Genomic DNA, 19,361 nt, shown 5'->3' on the forward strand with positions numbered 1-19,361 from the left:
ATGGCTTCTTTGTTTTAACGGAACTAACGGTAAAAGTTAAGCCGCGTCTGCGTGTCCGTGAATACGGTGTTTAGTCACAAAACCGACAAGGAAACACATTAGGAATACAACCGCGTATAGTCCGTTTGCTGTCATCAGTGCAGCGTGAGTGCCAAAGCTTTCAACAATAGGGCTGGTAACAACGAAAGTTAACATTGTACCAATGGTGCCGCACAGTAGAATAAAGTTAACTAACTTAGGTGAAGCCGCTTTTGTCTGCTGTGAACCTAGAGTAATAATTGAAGTGTAAATAGCACTACTAAAGAAGCCTAATGCTGAAATAACGTAAAGCAGTGTCTTCGCATCAGTATCGGTATTAAACCAGTACATCAGTAGAGTCGCTAGGGCAGAAAGCACCATCACAAAGCGCTGAAGATCAAACTTCTTAAGCAGCACACTGAAGATCCACATACCGATCATATATGCTCCCCAGAAGTAACTTACAAGCTGACCTGCATCAGTGATTGTCATTCCTAACTGTTTGGTCGCGTATTCTGGAATCCAAGAAACAAAACCAAGTTGACCTAGAATGTAACAAAGTGCAGCAATGGATAAGAATAATACGCCCACACCCCATTTTTCTTTCTCTGGAGCCGCTTGTTGCTCATCTTCTTTTTTACCTAACTCAGGGAAAGTAGAAATTAGAGCTAGAATAAAGATAGCAAGATAGATCACGCCAATTGCAGCGTATACCCAGTACCATTCAAGATGATGGGCAAGTACGGCAGTTGAAATTACAGGGAAAATCATACCCGCCATACTGAAGAATGAATCAGTAAAGAGTAGGCGAGAACCGCGTTGCTTACCCTCATAAATATGGGTGATCAAATAAGTACCGATAGACATAGTGATACCACTTACGACACCGAGTACAAACATACAGCCAGAGAATAATGCAAGATTATGACCAAACATCAAACCAAGAATGGCAAGTACCATTAGGCCAAAGCCAAACATTAGCTGACGTTTAAGCGGAACAATTTCCATCAACCAAACATTCAGGAAGATTGAAATTAAAATACCAGTATTTAAAAAGGTGAAGGTATTACTCATGCTTGATATTGGTAAGTCGAAATACTTAGCAATATCACCCATCACGATACCTGTGACGATGATTAGTGAGCCCGTTAGCGCATATGATAAAAAACTAATCCATGTCAGGAGGTTGCGATTTTTGTTTGTCATGGCAAATCCTGAATATAAGGTCTTAATAGAAATAATGTGATGCGAATCCTACCAATTCATATTACATTTAATTGTGATTACTCTCACAAAAAATAACTAGGAAATGAAAAATTATTCTAAAATGGAATTAACTAATTCAGGTTTTATTCAGTATTATTTTAAAATGTGTTTATTTTGTGATTTGCATCACTAATTGTTATGGTGTTATGCATTTTGATTAGTATTGCCTTATTCCTAAATCTAAATAATAAATTTTCATTATAGAGATAAGATTACTTTATTTCGTTTGATATAGGTCAATTAAATAAAACGGTTAAATTTTCCTAAATACCTATTAAGTAATTAGTGAATAGTTATCTAAATAAAATGACATTACTCTTTATATAAGATTAGTGCTTAGGTAGCGTTTGTTATGTCAATCAACCCAAATAGTCATAATGTTAAGTCTATTTTTTCCAGAAAAGAAAGAGGATTTGTCCATTTAGTTGGCGCTGGTCCAGGAGATCCTGATTTATTGACAATTAGGGCTTTTCAAATAATAAAAAATGCGACGGTTATTGTTTACGATAATTTGGTATCAAGAGAAATACTGCAATTAGTCCCTAATGAGGTTCAATTAATTAAGGTTGGCAAAAAGTATAACTGTGTATCAACATCGCAATGCGAGATTAATGAGCTATTAGTAACACTTGCCAATCAAGGTCATATCGTTTGTCGTCTTAAAGGCGGCGATCCTTTTATTTTCGGTCGAGGAAGTGAAGAAGCATTAGTACTCGAACGACAAGGGATCTCATACGATGTCGTTCCCGGAATTACAGCTGCAATAGGTTGCGGTGCTTACAGTGGGATTCCTTTAACACACAGAGGAATATCGCGTGGGGTGACTATGATTACAGCTCATGGAGGGGATGATAGCTACCAAATTGAGTGGGATGCGTTAACTCATTTGGATCATACTCTTATTTTTTATATGGGCTTACATAAGGTTGAATGGATTACTCAATGCTTAATAAATCATGGGATGGATTTTAATACTCCGATTGCGATTGTTAGTCAGGGGACGACAAACCAGCATCACCATATTATTGCAACGCTTAAAACAATATCAGAAAAACTCTACCAAGTATCCATTAAAAGTCCATCCATTATTATTGTTGGAGAGGTTGTTAATCTGGCTGAATTAATAAACTGGTATGGAATAAAAAAAGAAAATAATATTCACTATGAAGGTGTGATGTAATGTCTAAGTATTTAAATAATACAGAATTGGAACGATTGATATCGGAGCTTAAATGCTCATATCAAATAATGGCTCCAACGTATGAACATTTTGGTGGTCGATTTGCACATACAGATAACTTAATTTACAAAAATATTCATTCAGCGTCAGAGATTGTGTGGTATGAGAAGTCACATTTTTCCGCAAAAGAGATTATCTTTCCTATTACTCAAACCCTGTTTCATTTTCATGGCGATATGATCATTGAACCAGAGCATACAGCCAAGCCAACAATTGTATTTCTTCGCGCTTGCGATATTCATGCATTAGAACGACTTGACTATATGTTCTTAGAAAATGGTGGTAATCGAGATATCTATTATCAAACTCTACGAGATAAACTTAAGCTGATATTAATTGAATGTGAACACAGCTTTGATTCTTGTTTTTGTGTATCGATGGGGACAAACGAAACAGATAATTATGCGGCTGCTATACGTGTCAGTACTGACGGAGCAGTAATTCAAGTTAAAGATGAAACACTAATCCCTTTTTTTGCTGAGCTTGGGTCAGATAGAGAATATGAGCCTAAGTTTGTGCAAGAAAATCAGATTAAAGTTCGCTTACCGGATCAAGTTTGTTCTGATCCTCAGAAAATCCGTCAAATATTACAAAATGATCCCAGTTGGGCTGAGTATGATCGCCGTTGTATAGGCTGTGGTCGATGCACAACTTCTTGTCCAACCTGTAGTTGCTACAGTGTTTTCGATTTTGCTTATGATGAAAATCCTACATACGGTGAGCGTCGTCGACAACATGCTAGTTGTATGGTTGGTGATTTTACTGCTATTGCTGGTGGCCACTCTTTTCGAGATAAAACGGGCGAAAGATTACGTTTTAGAGCATTGCATAAAGTGAATGACTATAAAGCTCGCCAAGGAACTCACCATATGTGTGTGGGATGTGGTCGTTGTATCGATCGCTGTCCTCAATATATCTCTTTTACCCGAATTATTAATCGCATGACTGATATTGTAGAAAATGCGATTAAATCAGAGCAGCAATAGGAGTTTCTATGTGTCAGCATGATTCAACCCACCAATGTAACTGCGGACGTCATAACAACACCTTGTTGCCAAAGGCGTACAAAATTTTAGAGATCACCCGTTATACAGATGCAGAATGGAACTTTCGAGTCGAAAAAGATTTTCCAGCTCGTTTAGGGCAATTTGTTGAAGTATCACTGCCAATGTATGGCGAAGCTCCTATTTCCGTCTCTGACTGTGGTGAAGACTATATTGATTTACTGATCCGAAAGGTGGGTAAAGTCACCAATAAACTGTTTGAACTCAATGTCGGTGACTGCGTTTGGATGCGCGGTGTTCACGGTAATGGATATCCTATTAATGATTACAACGGAAAACATCTTATCGTTATTGCTGGTGGTACAGGTGTTGCTCCTGTTAAAGGTTTAATCCAGCACTTTAGTGAACAACCTGAACTACTTTCTGGTATGGATGCGATTCTGGGCTTTCGTAATCAAAATGCAGTGTTATATCGTCAATGTATGCCGTTATGGCGAGATAATATCAACCTAATCACTACATTGGATGAAGGGGAGGCGAATAATGACTTCTGTATTGGCCGAGTTACTGATTACTTTGAACAGTTAGATCTTTCTCAATTAGAGAATACTCAAGCCATAGTGGTTGGCCCACCAATTATGATCAAGTTTGCAGTTCAAGCGCTATTAAATAAAGGCCTTAAAAAAGAGCAAATTTGGGTCGACTACGAACGCAAGATGGCATGCGCTGTGGGTAAATGTGGACATTGTCGAATTGGTGATAAGTACGTCTGTGTTGATGGCCCCGTATTTCGTTTTGACCAAGCTGAGTATTTAGTAGATTGAGGATTAGATGATGGATCTCGATGTAGATATTATTAAGACACGAGCAAATGGTGATTATCGTCTGTCTAAAGTTCGTGGCGAGTGCATGATAAGTGTTCGTATTCCGGGTGGTATCATGCCTGCTCATTTATTATCGGTAGCTCAATATATAGCTCAAGAGTTTGGTAATGGCATTATCCATTTAACCACTCGTCAGAAGCTCGCAATGCCTGGAATAAAATATCAAGATATCGATAAGGTGAACAAAGCCTTAGAGCCTTTCTTGCAAGAGATTACTGTTGAGCAATGTGGTATTGATGTTGAAGATACTCAAGCTGGGTACAAGAGTATTGCTGGTCGTAACATTGTGGCTTGTCAGGGCAGTCGAATCTGTCAAAAAGCAAATACGGACACTACAGGTCTTGCTCTACGGTTAGAGCATCATATTTACCCTCAGCCTTATCATCTCAAGATTGTATTAGCAGGTTGTCCTAACGATTGTGCTAAAGCCAATATGGCTGATTTTGGGGTACTAGGTGTGGCAAAAATGCACTTTAATGCTGAACGTTGTATTGGCTGTGGTGCATGTGTTCGTGCTTGTGAACACCATGCGGTTGGATGTTTATCTCTTAAAAACGGGAAGGCAATAAAAGAAGAGAGCAAATGTATTGGCTGTGGTGAATGCGTATTAGCCTGTCCAACATTGGCTTGGCAACGTGACCCAAAACAACTCTATATGGTGAAATTAGGGGGACGTACTTCAAAGAAAACGCCTCGTACCGGTAAGATGTTTTTAAACTGGGTTACAGAAGATGTACTTCATCAAGTGATTGAAAACCTTTTGGGATTTGAAAAAGAGATGCTTGAAGGTAAGCCTGTATATTTACATATGGGACATCTTATTGACCGAGCAGGCTACCATAAATTTAAAGAGCGTGTACTTAGAAACGTTGAGCTTAATCCTGAAGCTCAAGTGGCAGAGCGTATTTATTGGGTTGAAGATGAATACGTTGCAAATATGCATGTGAGATCTGCAAATTAATAAATAGTAAACAGAAATAAGAGGGGGGAATTTTCTCCCCTCATTAAAGAGATATTTGAACAAATTTAATATCTTAGCTTTGTTTGGATTTTGGTATAACAATTATGAAAGCACTAGTAGATACAACCTATTCTTTATCAAACGCAGTTAATGATAATTCACACTTTGAGTTAGTTGATGCTGATCATCAAGATATTTCAATACTTTCGGTTTTAAGTTGTATTGAAATCGATCCATTAATTCCAGAAAAACTCTCTTTGTATGCTTATCATCAACTTCAGCAGGCTGATATTATTTTATTTTCATCAGAGATCCCTGAATCACTAGATAATTTAATTGGGGATTCTGCTATTGATTATCAATTAAATATTTTTGATTTTGATGCAAAAGAAAAAGTGAAAGAAGTTAAGAGTTGTATTGTAGAAGGTCAAAAAGTGGTATGGCTTATTGATGTTAAAGAGCGTTTTAGTTTTGCGTTTACTCAAATTGAACAGTCTCTTAAACAACTGCAAATTGGCTATGAAAAAGTATTATTAGGTAAGATCTATCATTGTACATCTGAACATTTTTAGACATATCATCAAAGTAGGTCGATACCTTATTCGATATTCATAGGTCTAATCTGATTAAACTAAGATTTCAATATTGCCTCTCGTCAGACTCAATAACTTGGATGATGATAAAGCATGCTTTATGATTTTTAAGTATGACTTCTGTAGCCAAGTTTAAATCTAATTTTTATCAGTAGTAGTCCATGCGGGAGGATCGTATGAAAAAGGGTGTTGTATTTACTTTGGCAGGCGCTGCAGCTCTAGTTGCAAGTTCTTTAGTTTGGGCTGCCAACAATAATGATGTTGGTAATATTACCATTTATTCACAACCTAATGCTCAGTCAAAAGTCATTGAAAAAATCAATGGCGATGCTCCTTTAATGACTATTTTCATCGATAAAGATTGGTCTAAAGTCGGTGATCCATCAAATGGTCAGACCGGATGGGTTAAAAACAGTGATATGCAAAATGCTACTAAATCGGTAGCAGCAAAAAGTAACCAAACCACAAAGACAACAAAAACTGACGATGGTGTGCAAACGGTAACCAAAGGGGTTGTTCAAACACAATACGGCCCTATGCATTATGAAATTACCCAGTTCCAAGGAAAATCTGCGCCTAATAATAAAGAAGCTAAAGCATTCTTTAATAAGATGCAGAAAATGCAAATTGATATGAATAACGCATTTGCAAACTCATGGGGTGATATGGACAGTATGCAAGCTAACATGATGAAAATGATGGGTGAGCAGCAACATATCATGATGCAGATGGATCAACCAACAAAACCAGCCGTGAAGACGGGTCAACCTAAAGCAGTTTCATCTGCAACATCAGAAACTAAATAACCTTCTTTCTCCCAAAAGCTCTTTGATATTCATCACAATATTGAGGGGCTTTTGCTGCATCTCCTAAAAAGTTAGTAGCATTTTTAATCCCTCCTTTAGATTAATAAATAATCAATTGTAAGTAAGTTATTACAACTAATTTGGGAAGATGTTTTTTCCCATAGAGCGGAATGTTTTTTCCCATTATTGATTTATTGATGGGCTTCATAGATATGTATAGTGCTTATTATTAAGGGCTGTTATCTCTTTTTAATTGGTTAATATGACAACTGTTTGCTGGATTAATCACTACATGGAGTACTGATTGTGATTACCGTATTTAGTTTGATTGTTATCTTTTTAGTGGGCACATTGATCTATAAGAAGTTCAATCCCCAAACGACGTTGTTTATTGGTGGTATCGTTATGATGTCCGCCGCAATAATATTTAATATTGGCACGCCACTGCCTGAGGGGGCATCAAGTGGTAATAGCTGGCTAGATATTTTTACTTTTATTAAAAACACAACAGCAAAAACCGTTGGATCACTAGGTCTGATCATTATGGCTGTGGGTGGTTTTGCTAAATATATGGATCATATTGGCGCTTCACGAGCGTTAGTGAATATTGCTATAAAACCATTAGGATATTTTAAAGCACCGTATTTTGTGATGGCTCTGGGTTATATCATGGGTCAGATCTTAAACGTGTTTATTCCAAGTGCTTCTGGCCTTGGTTTGCTGCTAATGGTAACGCTATATCCAATTCTGGTTCGTCTTGGTGTTAGTAAGATGTCGGCGGTTGCGGTTATTGCAACTTCAGCCTGTTTGGATTTAGGTCCTGCATCAGGTAACGTAAATCTTGCAGCAAAAACGGCTGATATGCCAGTGACTGAGTACTTTGTTAATTACCAAATGCCAGTTGCTATTGCGACCATGATTACCATTGCCGTATTGCATTTCTTTGTGCAACAGTGGTTTGATAAGAAAGGATTAGTTCAAGCAGAAAATAATGATATCCAAGTTGAAGATGAATTGGCGAATCCACCATCATGGTACGCATTTTTACCTATCATTCCGCTTGGTTTAATCATGATTCTAAGTCCTTTAGCGATCGAGAGTGTGAAGATCGATGTAGTGACGGCCATGTTTATATCGATTGCTGTTGCGATGATTTGTGAAGGATTCCGTCAAGGTGCTAAAGCGGTCTTTAATGACATTATTGTTTACTTTGATAGCATGGGTCGTCAGTTTGCTCGCGTAGTAACTCTAGTTATTGCCGGCCAAGTTTTTGCTCATGGTATGAAGGTGATTGGTCTACTGGATACAGTAATTGATGCTGCGGTTCATGCTTCTTTATCTCCAGCAATCATGATTATCCTGATGGTTGTTATTATTACCTTTGCTGCTATTTTGATGGGCTCTGGTAATGCACCGTTCTTCTCTTTTGCCGCAATGGTGCCAGAAATTGCAGGTAAAGTAGGAATTAACTCAATCATTATGTTAATGCCTATGCAGTTGGCGTCGGGTATTGCTCGTTCAATGTCTCCGATTACCGGGGCGATTGTTGCCGTAGCTGGTGTGGCAGAAGTTTCACCTTTTGAGCTAGTTAAACGAACTGCAATTCCAATGATTGGTGCGCTTATTGTATCAACGGCGGTTTCTTTGATTATTGGTTTATAATCCGTTTAAATCCAAATAACTTTGTATTTTGAAGATGTTTGGATAGAGAAAATAAAAAGCGAGCAGGAGAGTATCTCTTGCTCGCTTTTCTATATTCAAATTAAAGAAGTATACCTGTGTGTTATAGGTGGTGACCTATCAATCAGATATTAAGCTTGTTCAAGCATCTGTTGGCCAAGTTCTTTAACAATATAAGCGGCATCTTGCGCTGTCGTGTTGATCTTTTTAATCAATAGCTCGGCTTTTTCTTCATCGTTTGCCAGTGCTGATTTTACTTTATCAACCATTGCTTTAGACATTGTGACTTTTTGCTTACAATCGTTGTAGAGTGCAGACACAACGTTAGCATCCAGTTCACCACCTTTAGTGAACAGCTCGCCAGCAATTTTGTATACAGTATGAAATTGATTTGCCGAATCTTTTTGCTCTGCTTTTGCTTCTTTTGACCAGTCCTCAGACCAACCTTGAAAAATCGCTGCAACATGTGGATTTGGTGTTATCTTGATTTTTTGCATGTGGATTCCTTTGAACTTTAACCAAGCTAGTGTAATTCAGGCTCTAAATAGAGTGAAGAATTACCCTTAATTTTGGTTAATAGTGACGAATTTTTATTCAAATATTACAATGGCGCTTTGCATTGCGTAGGAACCGATGCATGCGTCTCTTGCACCGCTAAGATCTTGATTGCTCCATCATAATCGGCAGCAAATCCTGTTGTAACCTGAGGCTCTACTTCTACTTTAATTTTGACATAGATAGGTTGATAGGGTTCTTCTTGTTCTGCTTGAAGTTTTGATGCTTCTTCTATCAATGGCTTTAGAACAGATTCTTGTCCTTCTACCCAGTAGTATTTATCTGTATTACAAGGTTGAAAACTATGAACCTCATGCCCCCAAGTGTATACACCTTCCATTGTTTCTATTTCACCAACATATGGTTTGCTAGAGCAAGCCGATAATAAAAGAGCCAATAAAAGGGAGACAGTCTTAATGCAAGATCGCGTGGTTAACATGAAGTGATTCCAAACAAAATAATAATATTAATAATAACAGTAAGTAAAAAATATTCCTATTAGGAAACTAAAGGCAATATTTTACTTGTCAATTTACTGAGTTCACAAATTTTCCCTAAATAAAATCGATTTGAACATATTTAATGAGAAACACCTTGCTTTTTCGAAAATAACATCATACTGTGATTATAACCAGTAGCCCTATTGGACTTGGAGGTAAGCATATGATTAGCGTGAACTTCGAACTGGCAAAAAGTGCTTATGCAAAGGTTCTCAAATACCCATATGGTGGAGAACTCGAAGCCCATGAGTACCTTTCATTAAGGGTATTTCGTTATGATCTCGCACGAGCGGGAATGCCCATTGATAAATCATTTGATTTGCGATTAAAAGCGGCAGGTTATCGAACCATAGTAACAAAACCTGCTCAGGCTCATCGTCCTCTACCTAGCTGTGTTTTAGAACAAATGAGTGATAGTTGGAAACAAGCACATGGCTATCTCAATTAAATATCAACGAGGCCTATCATGTTTTGGTAGGCCATTTTCATTTGTCTCTGAATTTATTGACGTCATTTAATTGTGCTTCTTGTCTGATGATCACAATTTGGTGATGGGAAAAAGGGATTCTCTTGTAGTTTGTATTGTGTAGTGGAAAAATTTCCCAAAATGGATAAGTTCTGGGAAACCACTACCATGAATAAACAGGATTTTATTGACGCAATAAATCACTTCCAATCCATGACAGATGCTGAGCAGCGGATCTCTCAGTATTTTATGGCGAATTATAGCGTATTACCTTTCGCAAAAATTGATGAACTGTGTAAACAGATTGGCGTGGGCAAAGCAACATTAGGGCGTTTTTTGCAACGTTTGGGCTTTGTTGGCTTTATCGATTTTAAAAAACAGGTGACAGCTGAACTTACCCATACATTAACGACACCTATTGAACGTTATGAAACGGATAACGGCGATTTAGGGTCTAGTGAAAATAATTTATTAGCACAACATCATACTGAAGTGCTCAGTAATTTAGATAAAACCTTTCATAATATTACCGATGAGCAGTTTGAATCTGCTCTTGAGTTAATGCGCCAACCAAAAGGTAAGCTCTATGTAATGGGGAGTGCCTCATCAGAAGCACTAGCAACATACTTCTATTTGTTGGCTCGTTATCTGCGGCGTGAGGTCATCCTTATTGAAGCAGATATTTCTAAACTTCCTCACCAATTGGTGGATGTTGGCAAAGACGATATTCTTTTTGCGATCTCATACCATCGATATTCCAGCGTGACTGTTCGCCTTGTTAAATGGTTTCATCAACATGGTGGTTCAATCATCATCATGACCGATCAGGCCGTAAATCCTTTTGCAGCCTATAGTGACATTCAGTTTGTTGTCGAAAGTGCCGGTAATGGTTTTTTCAATAATCGAACGGCTGGTTTTGCTGTTATCGAAGGATTGATAAAAGGTCTTTCGATTCATAAAGAAAAAGAAAATCGTTTCCAAAGAATAGAAGGGTTATTTGAAGAGTTTAGTTTCTTTAAAACCTGACAATGCAAAGTAGCATTAAAAAAGTTGTGAATTTGAAATTAGAATTAGGAAAATACAATGAACATAGTGGATCGTTTTTTAAATTACACTCGCATTAATACCACTACAGATCGTGAGAAGGGTGCCGCTGGGATCATGCCATCATCACCTGGACAGATGGAACTTGCACTTTGGGTTAAACAAGAACTCGAGCAGTTAGGTTTACAAGACATTGAACTACGAGAAACGGCAATCTTAACTGCTACTTTGCCCGCAAATACGACCAAACAAATACCAACGGTTTCATTTTTTGGCCACTTAGATACCAGTGCTGAACAAAAAAATGATACCCATGCACATATTGTAAATTACCAAGGCGGAGATATTTGTTTAAATCCAGAATTAGACATTATATTAAAAGCTTCAGAATTTCCTGAAATCGCACAATATGTAGACCAAGAGATCATTGTGACAGATGGTACAAGTTTATTGGGGGCTGACGATAAAGCGGCTATTGCGGCAATTTTAGATGCGCTTCAATATTTGCAAGATCACCCAGAAATTGAACATGGCCCAGTTAAAGTAGGGTTTGTTCCAGATGAAGAGCAAGGTCTACGTGGAGCAAAAGCTTTTGATGTAGACTCTTTTGGCGCCGATTTTGGGTATACCTTAGACTGCTGTGGTATTGGTGAATTTGTTTATGAAAACTGGAATGCAGGCAATGCTGAGGTTACATTTATCGGGCAATCTGCTCACCCAATGTCAGCGAAAGGAAAACTTAAAAACTCCTTACTTATGGCGCATAAATTTATTGCAATGTTGCCACCAGGGGAGGCTCCAGAATATACAGAGGGTCGAGAAGGGTATTATTGGGTAAAAGAGCTGTCAGGTAATAGTGCTAAAACTGTTCTAAAAATGGATATTCGTGATTTTACCAAAGAGGGATATCGTCAAAGAATGACGTTTTTGCAGCAATTAGCTGATAGTTGTAAGACGTTATGGGGTGAAAATGCGATCGAAATTGATCTTTCTGATCGTTATGAAAATGTTGCTAATAGCTTAGAAGGTGAAGCTCACTTCCCAGTAGATATCGCTAAAGAAGCGTATAAGCGTAATAATATTGAGATGAAAGTCACTCCGATGCGTGGCGGTTATGATGGTGCCGTTCTTTCGCAAAAAGGATTGCCTTGTCCAAATATTTTCACCGGTGCTCATAATTTCCACTCAATATACGAGTATCTACCTGTGAATTCATTGCAAGCAGCTAGTGATGTTGTTGTTGAAGTAATAAAAATCACTGCAGAAAAAATGGCAAAGTAACCGATTTTAGAAAATAAAAAGACCCCCAATAATTGGTGTCCAACTATTGGGGGTCAGTTCATTCGATATGCTGATTTTTTTGATCAAAGCGTTGTTTAGTTCTTAAACTGCGCTTCTTCTAATTTCATCTCTTCTGGGTGCCATGCGCCATCAAGATCATCAAGTTCTGGGAACTTAGTGCGATCAAATTCCGGAATCTTACCAGCCTTAAGCTGATGTTCATAATCTTTGATTACTTTGATTGCCAGCTTAGATAGGAATACAAGAGCAATAATATTGGTCATTGCCATCAGTCCCATCGAGGCGTCTGCTAGGTTCCAAACAACAGGAAGAGAGGCTACAGAACCGAACATCACCATTGCTAACACACACAGACGGAAAACAAATAAGCCTTTCTTCGTATTACCGTTTAGGAACATAATGTTTGTTTCTGCGTAGGTGTAGTTTGCAATAATCGATGAGAAACAGAATAAGATAATTGCAGCAACCATAAAGTAGGTTGTCCAGCCACCAAGCTCATTACTTAGTGCCTGCTGAAGTAGACTAATACCTGTTGCGTGGTCCGGCTGATCCATAACACCAGATAACATAATCATCGCAGCAGAAGCCGTACAGATGATGATGGTATCGGTAAATACACCAAGCATCTGAACAAAACCTTGAGAGGCTGGGTGGTTCGGGTTTGGTGTTGCACTTGCTGCTACGTTTGCCGCTGAACCCATACCTGCTTCGTTAGAGAACAAGCCACGAGCAATACCGCTTTGCATCGCTTGAGCAATGGTGTACGCCACGCCACCAACTGCTGCTTCTTGCCAGCCGAATGCACTTTTCACGATAAGTGCTAAAACAGCAGGAAGCTCAGAGATATTCATAGCTACGATGACAATAGCAATTAACAAGTAACCAATTGCCATTACTGGAACAATACTGGTAGATGCTTGTGCTACTCGACGTAGACCGCCCATGATAAAGAAAGCTGAGAAAGCAACAATCACAATCCCTAATACGATTTTATTTACACCAAAAGAGTGATTTAGAGCATCAGTAATTGTGTTTGCCTGTACGGCATTGAAAACAAGGCCAAAAGCGATGATCAAGAAGATAGAGAATAGCGTTCCCATCCAACGTTGACCTAAGCCCTTTTCCATATAATAAGCAGGGCCACCACGATATTGACCATCAACATCTTTAACTTTGTAAACTTGGGCAAGGGTTGATTCAATAAATGCTGTTGCCATCCCAAATAGTGCAATTAACCACATCCAGAAAATAGCACCTGGACCGCCAACAGTTAAAGCAACAGCAACACCAGCCATATTACCTGTACCGACACGAGCTGCCATTGAAGTACAGAATACTTGATAAGAACTGATGCCGTTTTCTAAGTCTCGGCCACTTTTTAAGACATCAATCGCATGACGGAATTGACGGATTTGGATGAAGCCTAAGCGTAAAGTGAAGTAGACACCTACTGCAACCAGTAAGTAAACAAGTAGTTGGCCCCAAAGAACGCCGTTTATTACGCCAATGATTGACATTAAGCCGTCATTTAATGACGTAATCCATGTTTCGTTAGTAACACTCATAAATTTTTCCTGTAACTAGACTCATGAAGCATCTGCAAAAGAGTGAACAATGAATGTCTCTTTCCATGATTGTTCGAGTAGTCGACTCTGTATAATAGATTTTCTGGTTGCTTAAAGTATGTTCAATCTAGGTGATAAATTTCACATACGAGAAACATTGAATCGACTGTGTAACCAAATTTAGCGGATGCAAAGTAGCATGAAATCTCGAAAATCCAACTAGATCTATATCACATAATTCGAATGAATTCCATGTAATAGATTTACAGGATAAATGCCCATATAAATTATGTTGTTTAATTTCAATGTCTTATGTTTTTGGTTGGATATGTTATAGTGACTAATTGTGAACAGCGTCCAAATGTGCTTAAACAAATTTTTAACGTGATATTAACTAAATTATGGGGTTTTATATAAGTCTGATGTTTAAAAAATAGCTCATATTTTTTAACAAATTATTCTTGCTATATGAGAATTTAAAGTAACGATAAATTATTAATGCGTTGTTTTGGTGCAAAATAGATAAAAATGAGAATAGAAGGAGAGATTCATTAACCTCAGAAAGGGCTGTTGTTATCATTATTTTATTGATAAATGTAAAAGGATTTAATCTAAGGAAGATAAATGAATTATCAAATAGTGGGAAATTAAAGAAAATTATTTAAAAGCTGTTTTTTTGAGCATTTTTATCAGGGAAGCCAAGACGGAGTAGGTAATGTTGGGTCAAAAAAGGTCAAAAATAATATGGTAGTACGCGCAGTTTGATCATATGCAAATACTACCATTCTCATTTAATGATAATAAGGGATTTCATGGGTAGGACTTAACTTAGATGTAGTTATTTGTGTTTTCCATTCTGCTTCATCAATATAGAAACTATGTCCGCATAAACAAGTAAAACAACCGTTATCATCAATTAGGTATTCATCATTTTGCCCACAGGTTGGGCATAAAGGCAGCTTGTTCATTATTAAGATCCTATTCTTTATTATTATATATAGTGAGGTTAAGCGCTCTATCATTGATTTAGAACGGCAAATCCCTTCACGTTTAAGAAAAAACGATACAGGGGAGAGCATCATATTACTATGCATGGTATTACATATTTTATTGAGAATGGATAGTAAAAAGAGTGAAAAAAGACAAAACTTAGACTTAGGTTATAGTTTTAAGCGAGGAGATCAGAGTCGATGCTCTGATCTCCATCATATTAGAATAACCGTCTATTTACCTGCGGCTTCAATATGAATGATTTTTTTACAGTTTCCGTAAAATGATTTGGTACGTGGCGCTTTTTCCATCTGAGATACAAGAGATGCCGTCATATCTAGAGGTTCTGGTAGATTAATACGGACCTCGTTAAGGTACTTGCCTTTAGTACACGATAGACGAATACGATTGACTGCCTCTTTACCCATTCTATCGACCAGAACTTGTTTAAACTGATCTGCTTTGATATTACGCCCAATGTTCTCTTTGATATATTGGCCGATTTCTGAGGCATCCACCTGCTTAACAAGGTCTACTGCCGTCATAAAATACTGATCTGCACTTTGAGTTTGGCAAGTGCCGTGCTTACGCCATTCATATTCACCGAATTTGGTCTGATAGTAAAAGTTTGGCATCCACGGGGCTATTTTATTGATCGTCGAACGTGATAGATCTAACTTATTGCTATCATCACAGTAACCATAGTTTGTACCGCAACTTTTTTTATTTGGCCACAATCCATGAAGGGTCAAGTTGGTACTTGCTAATTTGCCACTATTGATAGCATCACATTCAGGCTTTTTCCCTTTATAAGAGAAGTGTTCACAAAATCCTGGCTGCCAGGTTAGTGCTAATACATAAGAATCAAAGTTGCCTGCTGTACTACAACTTCCATTTCCTTTGTTATTATTGGGGGTAGATGGTTTTGTTGTCGGTTTGCTTTGGCCTAGGAAATTGCTTTCGCCACAGCTACTTTTAACCCAACGAGTGAGAGGTGATGATCCTGGTACTTTAATTTGTACCCAGTCGAAAGCCTCTTTGTTAATCGCAGTTATTTCATAGCGTTGTCCAACCGATAATTGAACGCTCTGTGGATTGCTTTGCTTTCTAAATGATTGAAAAGCGTCACAGGCTTGCTTTGCGGTAAAATCACCATGAGTCGGAATTGATGCATGGCTTAAAAGGGGGGTAAGCAAAAGAGAGCTGAGCAAAGAAAATCTAGTTATTTTTTTATTAGTAATCATAGGTAATGACTGGTTAGTGATAATAGATTGATTATATCTTATCCATAAGATTAAGAGTTATCCGAACCGTAAAAAAATTGTCAAAAGACCACATACATTCAAATGATTATCTCAAACATTAGCTCTTTTACCTCCCCATAGGTATTGGATAAAAACAATAATTGTGATCTTTATAGAGAATATGATGATGTAACCTACACATTAGTTACAATTTTACGTAGATTTTTGTTCACAACAGTGAAAACACAGAGTATATTTACGATTCCTATAGAATATAACTGCACAAAACCTTGATTTGTGATTATACTATCAGTAATAGCAAGCTTGCCTTTGGTAACTTTCTATAGGATTGAGCATAGTCTCCATTCACGAGACAACTAAATACTTATTCTTTATTTAGATATAATCACAGCATAATTGTATGCTGATTATAAGAACGAATATCTTTAACCTTCTTTGGTTAGGGAGCGTTTATGATTCCAGAGGTATTTCATGGACAATTTCGCTGCAGCGGAGAAAGCGCTGAGTGCAATGTTAAAAAATGTTAGTGCGACAGGTGAAGTAAAAGAAGCTCGTACTGATTACCGCCAAATTTTAATTGATTTTGCTGATGAAGTTCCTGGTCGTCAAAAGGCCGTGATTAAGCGTATGCCACTTCAGAAGATTAACAACCTTATCTCTGTTCTTCATGAGTTTAAAGAAGAAGCTCGCCAAGCTCGAATGATTGAGATTATGGCTTTAATGGAAAAAGATGGTGTACATCCTGAAGATTTAATCCAGACAATCTCTGCTGAAGAAGAATAATCAGCACTTGTCTGACATACTCAAGTTATCTTAAATAATATATCGATAGATATTGAATGACTTATATTAATTTATTTATATAGGTAATTTTTTGTTATCTATTAGATATAAATACGAAGTAATATGTTTAGTCCAATCATACTGATTTTACTCGATTTTATTACCTGTTGTTAAGTGACTTGAGTATAAACCCGTTTTCAGTTGGTTATTCATTAAATAAACACAAATCACTGTCGTTTATCAATTCTCTAGCCCTACCTATACTTAATATAACTATCTTATCTATTTCTACTGTTTGTCTGGTACTTTTTATCATAAAAATACACTTTCAAGTATTACGAGAAAGATAACCTGTGATAACCTCGTTCTTCATTTAAAAAAGTGCAAGGTTTTGTGTGATGGATTTATCGCATCCTTTTATTGAAATTAATCAGTTAAATAAAACTTATGGTTCACAATGTGCCTTGTCAAATGTGTCTTTAACATTATCCCCTGGGCGTGTTCTTGGGCTTTTGGGACATAATGGCGCGGGTAAGTCGACATTAATTGAATGCATATTAGGTTTGAGAGCAAGTCATGAGGCGATCAAAGTTTTTGGCTTGGATCCTGTTCGTGATCATATTGGCGTGATGTCGAATCTTTCCTATTTATCTGATAGTAATAGCCTTCCTATGTGGATGACGGTAAAGCAATTAATCAAGTATGTATCTGGTATGAACAGTCATTTTGATAAGGTGCAAGCTATGCAGTACCTTAAAGATACAGATATTGAGTTAAAAGCTAAAATCGGACGATTATCTAAAGGTATGAAGCTTCAATTGCATCTTGCTTTGGTTATGGCTATTGATGCTAAGGTACTAATTTTGGATGAGCCTACTTTAGGACTTGATCTTATTTACCGTGAACGCTTTTATACCGATGTTTTAGATTGGTATAAGAAAGGAAATAGAAGTCTTATTATAGCAAGTCATGAAATTGATGAGATTGAACATCTATTGACTGACATTGTTATATTAAAACAGGGAAAAGTTGTGTTATCTGAATCTAGAGAAGATTTAGAGCTCCGTTTTAATGCTCTATCAACTGGCGAAGAGACAAAAGATAAAGCGCTGATGCTTAACCCAATTTATAGTAAGAAAGTATTAGGTCAGTGGTCTTTTTTGTTTAAAGATCGTGATATCGCAGAATTGAGTTCGTTAGGGCATGTGGCAAAGCCAAGTTTATCTGAAATATTTCTAGCTATTCAACAGGGTGATTAAACGATGAAACAATTTTTTACGCTGTTGAGTAAAGAACTCATCGAGCACAAGGTTATTTTTCGAATACCTCTCTTTTTAGCATTATTTCTAGTGCTTAATTTTATTTTGATTTTATACAATAGTAACGATGTTTCTTTCAATTTTAAGATTAATGGTTGGGAGCAATTTGATAACATTCAACTATCGATGGGATTTGGTGGTGTTATTGGCAGTATTAACACTCTAATTTGTGGTTTAGTTGCTGTAATTTGTTTTTTTGCTTATATGCCAAAGACCTTATTGAAGGAGAAGCAAGAGGGCAGTTGGAATTTTTGGCGCTCGATGCCTGTTTCAAATGTGAAGACATTAGGCGCAAAACTTGTTGTTGGATTGATCGTTATTCCTGCAATTAGTGTCATTCTTTTAGTTTTTGCTGATTTTTGTTTTATGATCGTTGCTAAGCTATTGCTTTCCGATGCTTTATTACAATCAAGTTCGATAAATCTTCATGAGATGTTCATGCATATCATGAGCTATATCAATCGTATGATTGTAGTCAGCATTGGGTTATTGCCTATTGCTTGCGTATTATTAGTGCTTTCTCAACTAACCAATCATCCCCTTATTATACTTTTTGCCGTAACGGTGATGGTGAAAGTTTTGGGGTATACAATAAATGTGCTAAGTGGTTTTAGCCAATTTGTGAGTGACTGGAATAATATTTCTGTATCCGCTTTATTTGATACAAATCCTTGGCAAGAATTAGCAATTTTTAGTTCGATTGAACTTGGCTCTGTATTAATGATTACAGTTGGCTTATTTTGTTATGCTGTAAAGTTAATGTCTACGGAATTAAATAACTGAACAATAAATAGCGTTCAGTTATTTAATATTTATAAAAAAGAGAGCAAATGCTCTCTTTTTTATGCTGTAACAACCGATTCAATATAAGCAACTTCATTCTTATATTTACGAACATTACGAGATAACGTACCTTTTGGTAGTTCAAATCGTTTTTCCGCTTCATAGCTAGAAAGGCCATCAAATATAACAGCAGCTACGGCAACACGTTGGTTTTCTGATTTAAAAATTCGTTTAGCAATCACTTCGAATTGGCTATGGTTCATGACTATACTCACTAATGCTTGGGGCTGTTCAGATTCTGTGGGCATCACCACGCGTAATGCAGTGAATTCGTTAA

Annotated in this window: 20 protein-coding genes; 13 read left to right on the forward strand and 7 right to left on the reverse strand. The window is 37.2% G+C overall.

The features are described from left to right. Positions 1 to 36 precede the first annotated feature (36 nt). The gene (tsgA, locus tag CTN07_RS03875) at positions 37 to 1,224 is read right to left on the reverse strand and encodes an MFS transporter TsgA (protein WP_005298914.1); all 1,188 of its coding nucleotides are present in this window, start codon (positions 1,222 to 1,224) and stop codon (positions 37 to 39) included. A 412-nt stretch (positions 1,225 to 1,636) separates the two neighbouring features. Between tsgA and cobA the strand changes: the two genes are divergently transcribed. From cobA to dcuC, 7 genes are all read left to right on the forward strand, one after another. Continuing rightward, the gene (gene cobA / locus CTN07_RS03880; protein ID WP_005298915.1) at positions 1,637 to 2,464 is read left to right on the forward strand and encodes a uroporphyrinogen-III C-methyltransferase; all 828 of its coding nucleotides are present in this window, start codon (positions 1,637 to 1,639) and stop codon (positions 2,462 to 2,464) included. Next, positions 2,464 to 3,510, forward strand: coding sequence for an anaerobic sulfite reductase subunit AsrA (asrA, locus tag CTN07_RS03885; protein ID WP_005298918.1), 1,047 nt, complete (start codon positions 2,464 to 2,466; stop codon positions 3,508 to 3,510). The genes cobA and asrA overlap by 1 nt, the downstream gene beginning before the upstream one ends. An 8-nt stretch (positions 3,511 to 3,518) precedes the next feature. Beyond that, positions 3,519 to 4,352, forward strand: coding sequence for an anaerobic sulfite reductase subunit AsrB (gene asrB, locus CTN07_RS03890; protein ID WP_005298920.1), 834 nt, complete (start codon positions 3,519 to 3,521; stop codon positions 4,350 to 4,352). A gap of 10 nt (positions 4,353 to 4,362) precedes the next feature. Further along, positions 4,363 to 5,373 carry a sulfite reductase subunit C gene (asrC, locus tag CTN07_RS03895; protein WP_005298921.1) on the forward strand — a complete coding sequence of 337 codons (1,011 nt, stop codon included), beginning with the start codon at positions 4,363 to 4,365 and terminating at the stop codon, positions 5,371 to 5,373. A 104-nt stretch (positions 5,374 to 5,477) separates the two neighbouring features. Continuing rightward, positions 5,478 to 5,945 carry a hypothetical protein gene (locus tag CTN07_RS03900; RefSeq protein WP_036763683.1) on the forward strand — a complete coding sequence of 156 codons (468 nt, stop codon included), beginning with the start codon at positions 5,478 to 5,480 and terminating at the stop codon, positions 5,943 to 5,945. Positions 5,946 to 6,142: 197 nt separating this feature from the next. Further along, positions 6,143 to 6,772 carry an SH3 domain-containing protein gene (locus CTN07_RS03905; protein WP_005298926.1) on the forward strand — a complete coding sequence of 210 codons (630 nt, stop codon included), beginning with the start codon at positions 6,143 to 6,145 and terminating at the stop codon, positions 6,770 to 6,772. Positions 6,773 to 7,078: 306 nt separating this feature from the next. After that, positions 7,079 to 8,434 (forward strand): C4-dicarboxylate transporter DcuC, encoded by a 1,356-nt coding sequence (dcuC, locus tag CTN07_RS03910; RefSeq protein ID WP_005298928.1) that lies wholly within the window; start codon positions 7,079 to 7,081, stop codon positions 8,432 to 8,434. 149 nt (positions 8,435 to 8,583) lie between these two features. On the opposite strand, the gene CTN07_RS03915 is transcribed toward dcuC, so the two are convergent. After that, positions 8,584 to 8,949 (reverse strand): hypothetical protein, encoded by a 366-nt coding sequence (locus CTN07_RS03915; RefSeq protein WP_005298931.1) that lies wholly within the window; start codon positions 8,947 to 8,949, stop codon positions 8,584 to 8,586. A 104-nt stretch (positions 8,950 to 9,053) separates the two neighbouring features. After that, the gene (locus CTN07_RS03920; protein WP_036763685.1) at positions 9,054 to 9,446 is read right to left on the reverse strand and encodes a COG3650 family protein; all 393 of its coding nucleotides are present in this window, start codon (positions 9,444 to 9,446) and stop codon (positions 9,054 to 9,056) included. Between the two features lie 224 nt (positions 9,447 to 9,670). Here CTN07_RS03920 and CTN07_RS03925 point away from each other — a divergent pair, with 224 nt between their 5' ends. The 3 genes from CTN07_RS03925 to pepT all read left to right on the forward strand — a co-directional run bounded on the left by CTN07_RS03925 (position 9,671) and on the right by pepT (position 12,298). Further along, a complete protein-coding gene (locus CTN07_RS03925; protein WP_036763687.1) occupies positions 9,671 to 9,955 on the forward strand; it encodes a hypothetical protein in 285 nt (94 codons plus the stop codon). Between the two features lie 186 nt (positions 9,956 to 10,141). Beyond that, on the forward strand, positions 10,142 to 10,999 hold the full coding sequence (locus CTN07_RS03930) for a MurR/RpiR family transcriptional regulator (RefSeq protein WP_005298932.1): 858 nt from the start codon (positions 10,142 to 10,144) through the stop codon (positions 10,997 to 10,999). A 57-nt stretch (positions 11,000 to 11,056) separates the two neighbouring features. After that, complete coding sequence (gene pepT, locus CTN07_RS03935; RefSeq protein WP_005298934.1) at positions 11,057 to 12,298, forward strand: peptidase T; 1,242 nt, start codon at positions 11,057 to 11,059, stop codon at positions 12,296 to 12,298. Positions 12,299 to 12,393: 95 nt separating this feature from the next. Here the strand turns inward: pepT and CTN07_RS03940 are convergent, their stop codons facing one another. The 3 genes from CTN07_RS03940 to CTN07_RS03945 form a co-directional block, all read right to left on the reverse strand. Further along, on the reverse strand, positions 12,394 to 13,884 hold the full coding sequence (locus CTN07_RS03940) for an alanine/glycine:cation symporter family protein (RefSeq protein ID WP_036763690.1): 1,491 nt from the start codon (positions 13,882 to 13,884) through the stop codon (positions 12,394 to 12,396). 791 nt (positions 13,885 to 14,675) lie between these two features. Beyond that, positions 14,676 to 14,852: a hypothetical protein gene (locus CTN07_RS22740; protein ID WP_157132360.1), complete on the reverse strand. Its 177-nt coding sequence runs from the start codon at positions 14,850 to 14,852 to the stop codon at positions 14,676 to 14,678. A gap of 255 nt (positions 14,853 to 15,107) precedes the next feature. Next, a complete protein-coding gene (locus tag CTN07_RS03945) occupies positions 15,108 to 16,085 on the reverse strand; it encodes a ribonuclease T2 family protein (protein ID WP_232282459.1) in 978 nt (325 codons plus the stop codon). 525 nt (positions 16,086 to 16,610) lie between these two features. Here CTN07_RS03945 and CTN07_RS03950 point away from each other — a divergent pair. From CTN07_RS03950 to CTN07_RS03960, 3 genes are all read left to right on the forward strand, one after another. Beyond that, positions 16,611 to 16,922, forward strand: a complete 312-nt coding sequence (locus CTN07_RS03950) for a hypothetical protein (RefSeq protein WP_005298941.1) — start codon at positions 16,611 to 16,613, stop codon at positions 16,920 to 16,922. A gap of 398 nt (positions 16,923 to 17,320) precedes the next feature. Next, positions 17,321 to 18,181: an ABC transporter ATP-binding protein gene (locus CTN07_RS03955; RefSeq protein WP_005298946.1), complete on the forward strand. Its 861-nt coding sequence runs from the start codon at positions 17,321 to 17,323 to the stop codon at positions 18,179 to 18,181. Between the two features lie 3 nt (positions 18,182 to 18,184). After that, a complete protein-coding gene (locus CTN07_RS03960; protein ID WP_005298949.1) occupies positions 18,185 to 19,024 on the forward strand; it encodes a hypothetical protein in 840 nt (279 codons plus the stop codon). A 59-nt stretch (positions 19,025 to 19,083) separates the two neighbouring features. Here the strand turns inward: CTN07_RS03960 and CTN07_RS03965 are convergent, their stop codons facing one another. Next, positions 19,084 to 19,287 (reverse strand): hypothetical protein, encoded by a 204-nt coding sequence (locus tag CTN07_RS03965; protein WP_005298950.1) that lies wholly within the window; start codon positions 19,285 to 19,287, stop codon positions 19,084 to 19,086. Between the last annotated feature and the right edge of the window lie 74 nt (positions 19,288 to 19,361).

It is taken from the genome of Photobacterium damselae (assembly GCF_003026815.1).
GTDB classification, from domain to species: domain Bacteria; phylum Pseudomonadota; class Gammaproteobacteria; order Enterobacterales; family Vibrionaceae; genus Photobacterium; species Photobacterium damselae.

Coding starts and splice junctions, on each gene's coding strand:
- tsgA (WP_005298914.1), bottom strand. CDS start 1,224: ATGACAAACAAAAATCGCAACCTCCTGACATGGATTAGTTTTTTATCA.
- cobA (WP_005298915.1), top strand. CDS start 1,637: ATGTCAATCAACCCAAATAGTCATAATGTTAAGTCTATTTTTTCCAGA.
- asrA (WP_005298918.1), top strand. CDS start 2,464: ATGTCTAAGTATTTAAATAATACAGAATTGGAACGATTGATATCGGAG.
- asrB (WP_005298920.1), top strand. CDS start 3,519: ATGTGTCAGCATGATTCAACCCACCAATGTAACTGCGGACGTCATAAC.
- asrC (WP_005298921.1), top strand. CDS start 4,363: ATGGATCTCGATGTAGATATTATTAAGACACGAGCAAATGGTGATTAT.
- CTN07_RS03900 (WP_036763683.1), top strand. CDS start 5,478: ATGAAAGCACTAGTAGATACAACCTATTCTTTATCAAACGCAGTTAAT.
- CTN07_RS03905 (WP_005298926.1), top strand. CDS start 6,143: ATGAAAAAGGGTGTTGTATTTACTTTGGCAGGCGCTGCAGCTCTAGTT.
- CTN07_RS03915 (WP_005298931.1), bottom strand. CDS start 8,949: ATGCAAAAAATCAAGATAACACCAAATCCACATGTTGCAGCGATTTTT.
- CTN07_RS03920 (WP_036763685.1), bottom strand. CDS start 9,446: ATGTTAACCACGCGATCTTGCATTAAGACTGTCTCCCTTTTATTGGCT.
- CTN07_RS03925 (WP_036763687.1), top strand. CDS start 9,671: ATGATTAGCGTGAACTTCGAACTGGCAAAAAGTGCTTATGCAAAGGTT.
- CTN07_RS03930 (WP_005298932.1), top strand. CDS start 10,142: ATGAATAAACAGGATTTTATTGACGCAATAAATCACTTCCAATCCATG.
- pepT (WP_005298934.1), top strand. CDS start 11,057: ATGAACATAGTGGATCGTTTTTTAAATTACACTCGCATTAATACCACT.
- CTN07_RS03940 (WP_036763690.1), bottom strand. CDS start 13,884: ATGAGTGTTACTAACGAAACATGGATTACGTCATTAAATGACGGCTTA.
- CTN07_RS22740 (WP_157132360.1), bottom strand. CDS start 14,852: ATGAACAAGCTGCCTTTATGCCCAACCTGTGGGCAAAATGATGAATAC.
- CTN07_RS03950 (WP_005298941.1), top strand. CDS start 16,611: ATGGACAATTTCGCTGCAGCGGAGAAAGCGCTGAGTGCAATGTTAAAA.
- CTN07_RS03955 (WP_005298946.1), top strand. CDS start 17,321: ATGGATTTATCGCATCCTTTTATTGAAATTAATCAGTTAAATAAAACT.
- CTN07_RS03960 (WP_005298949.1), top strand. CDS start 18,185: ATGAAACAATTTTTTACGCTGTTGAGTAAAGAACTCATCGAGCACAAG.
- CTN07_RS03965 (WP_005298950.1), bottom strand. CDS start 19,287: ATGAACCATAGCCAATTCGAAGTGATTGCTAAACGAATTTTTAAATCA.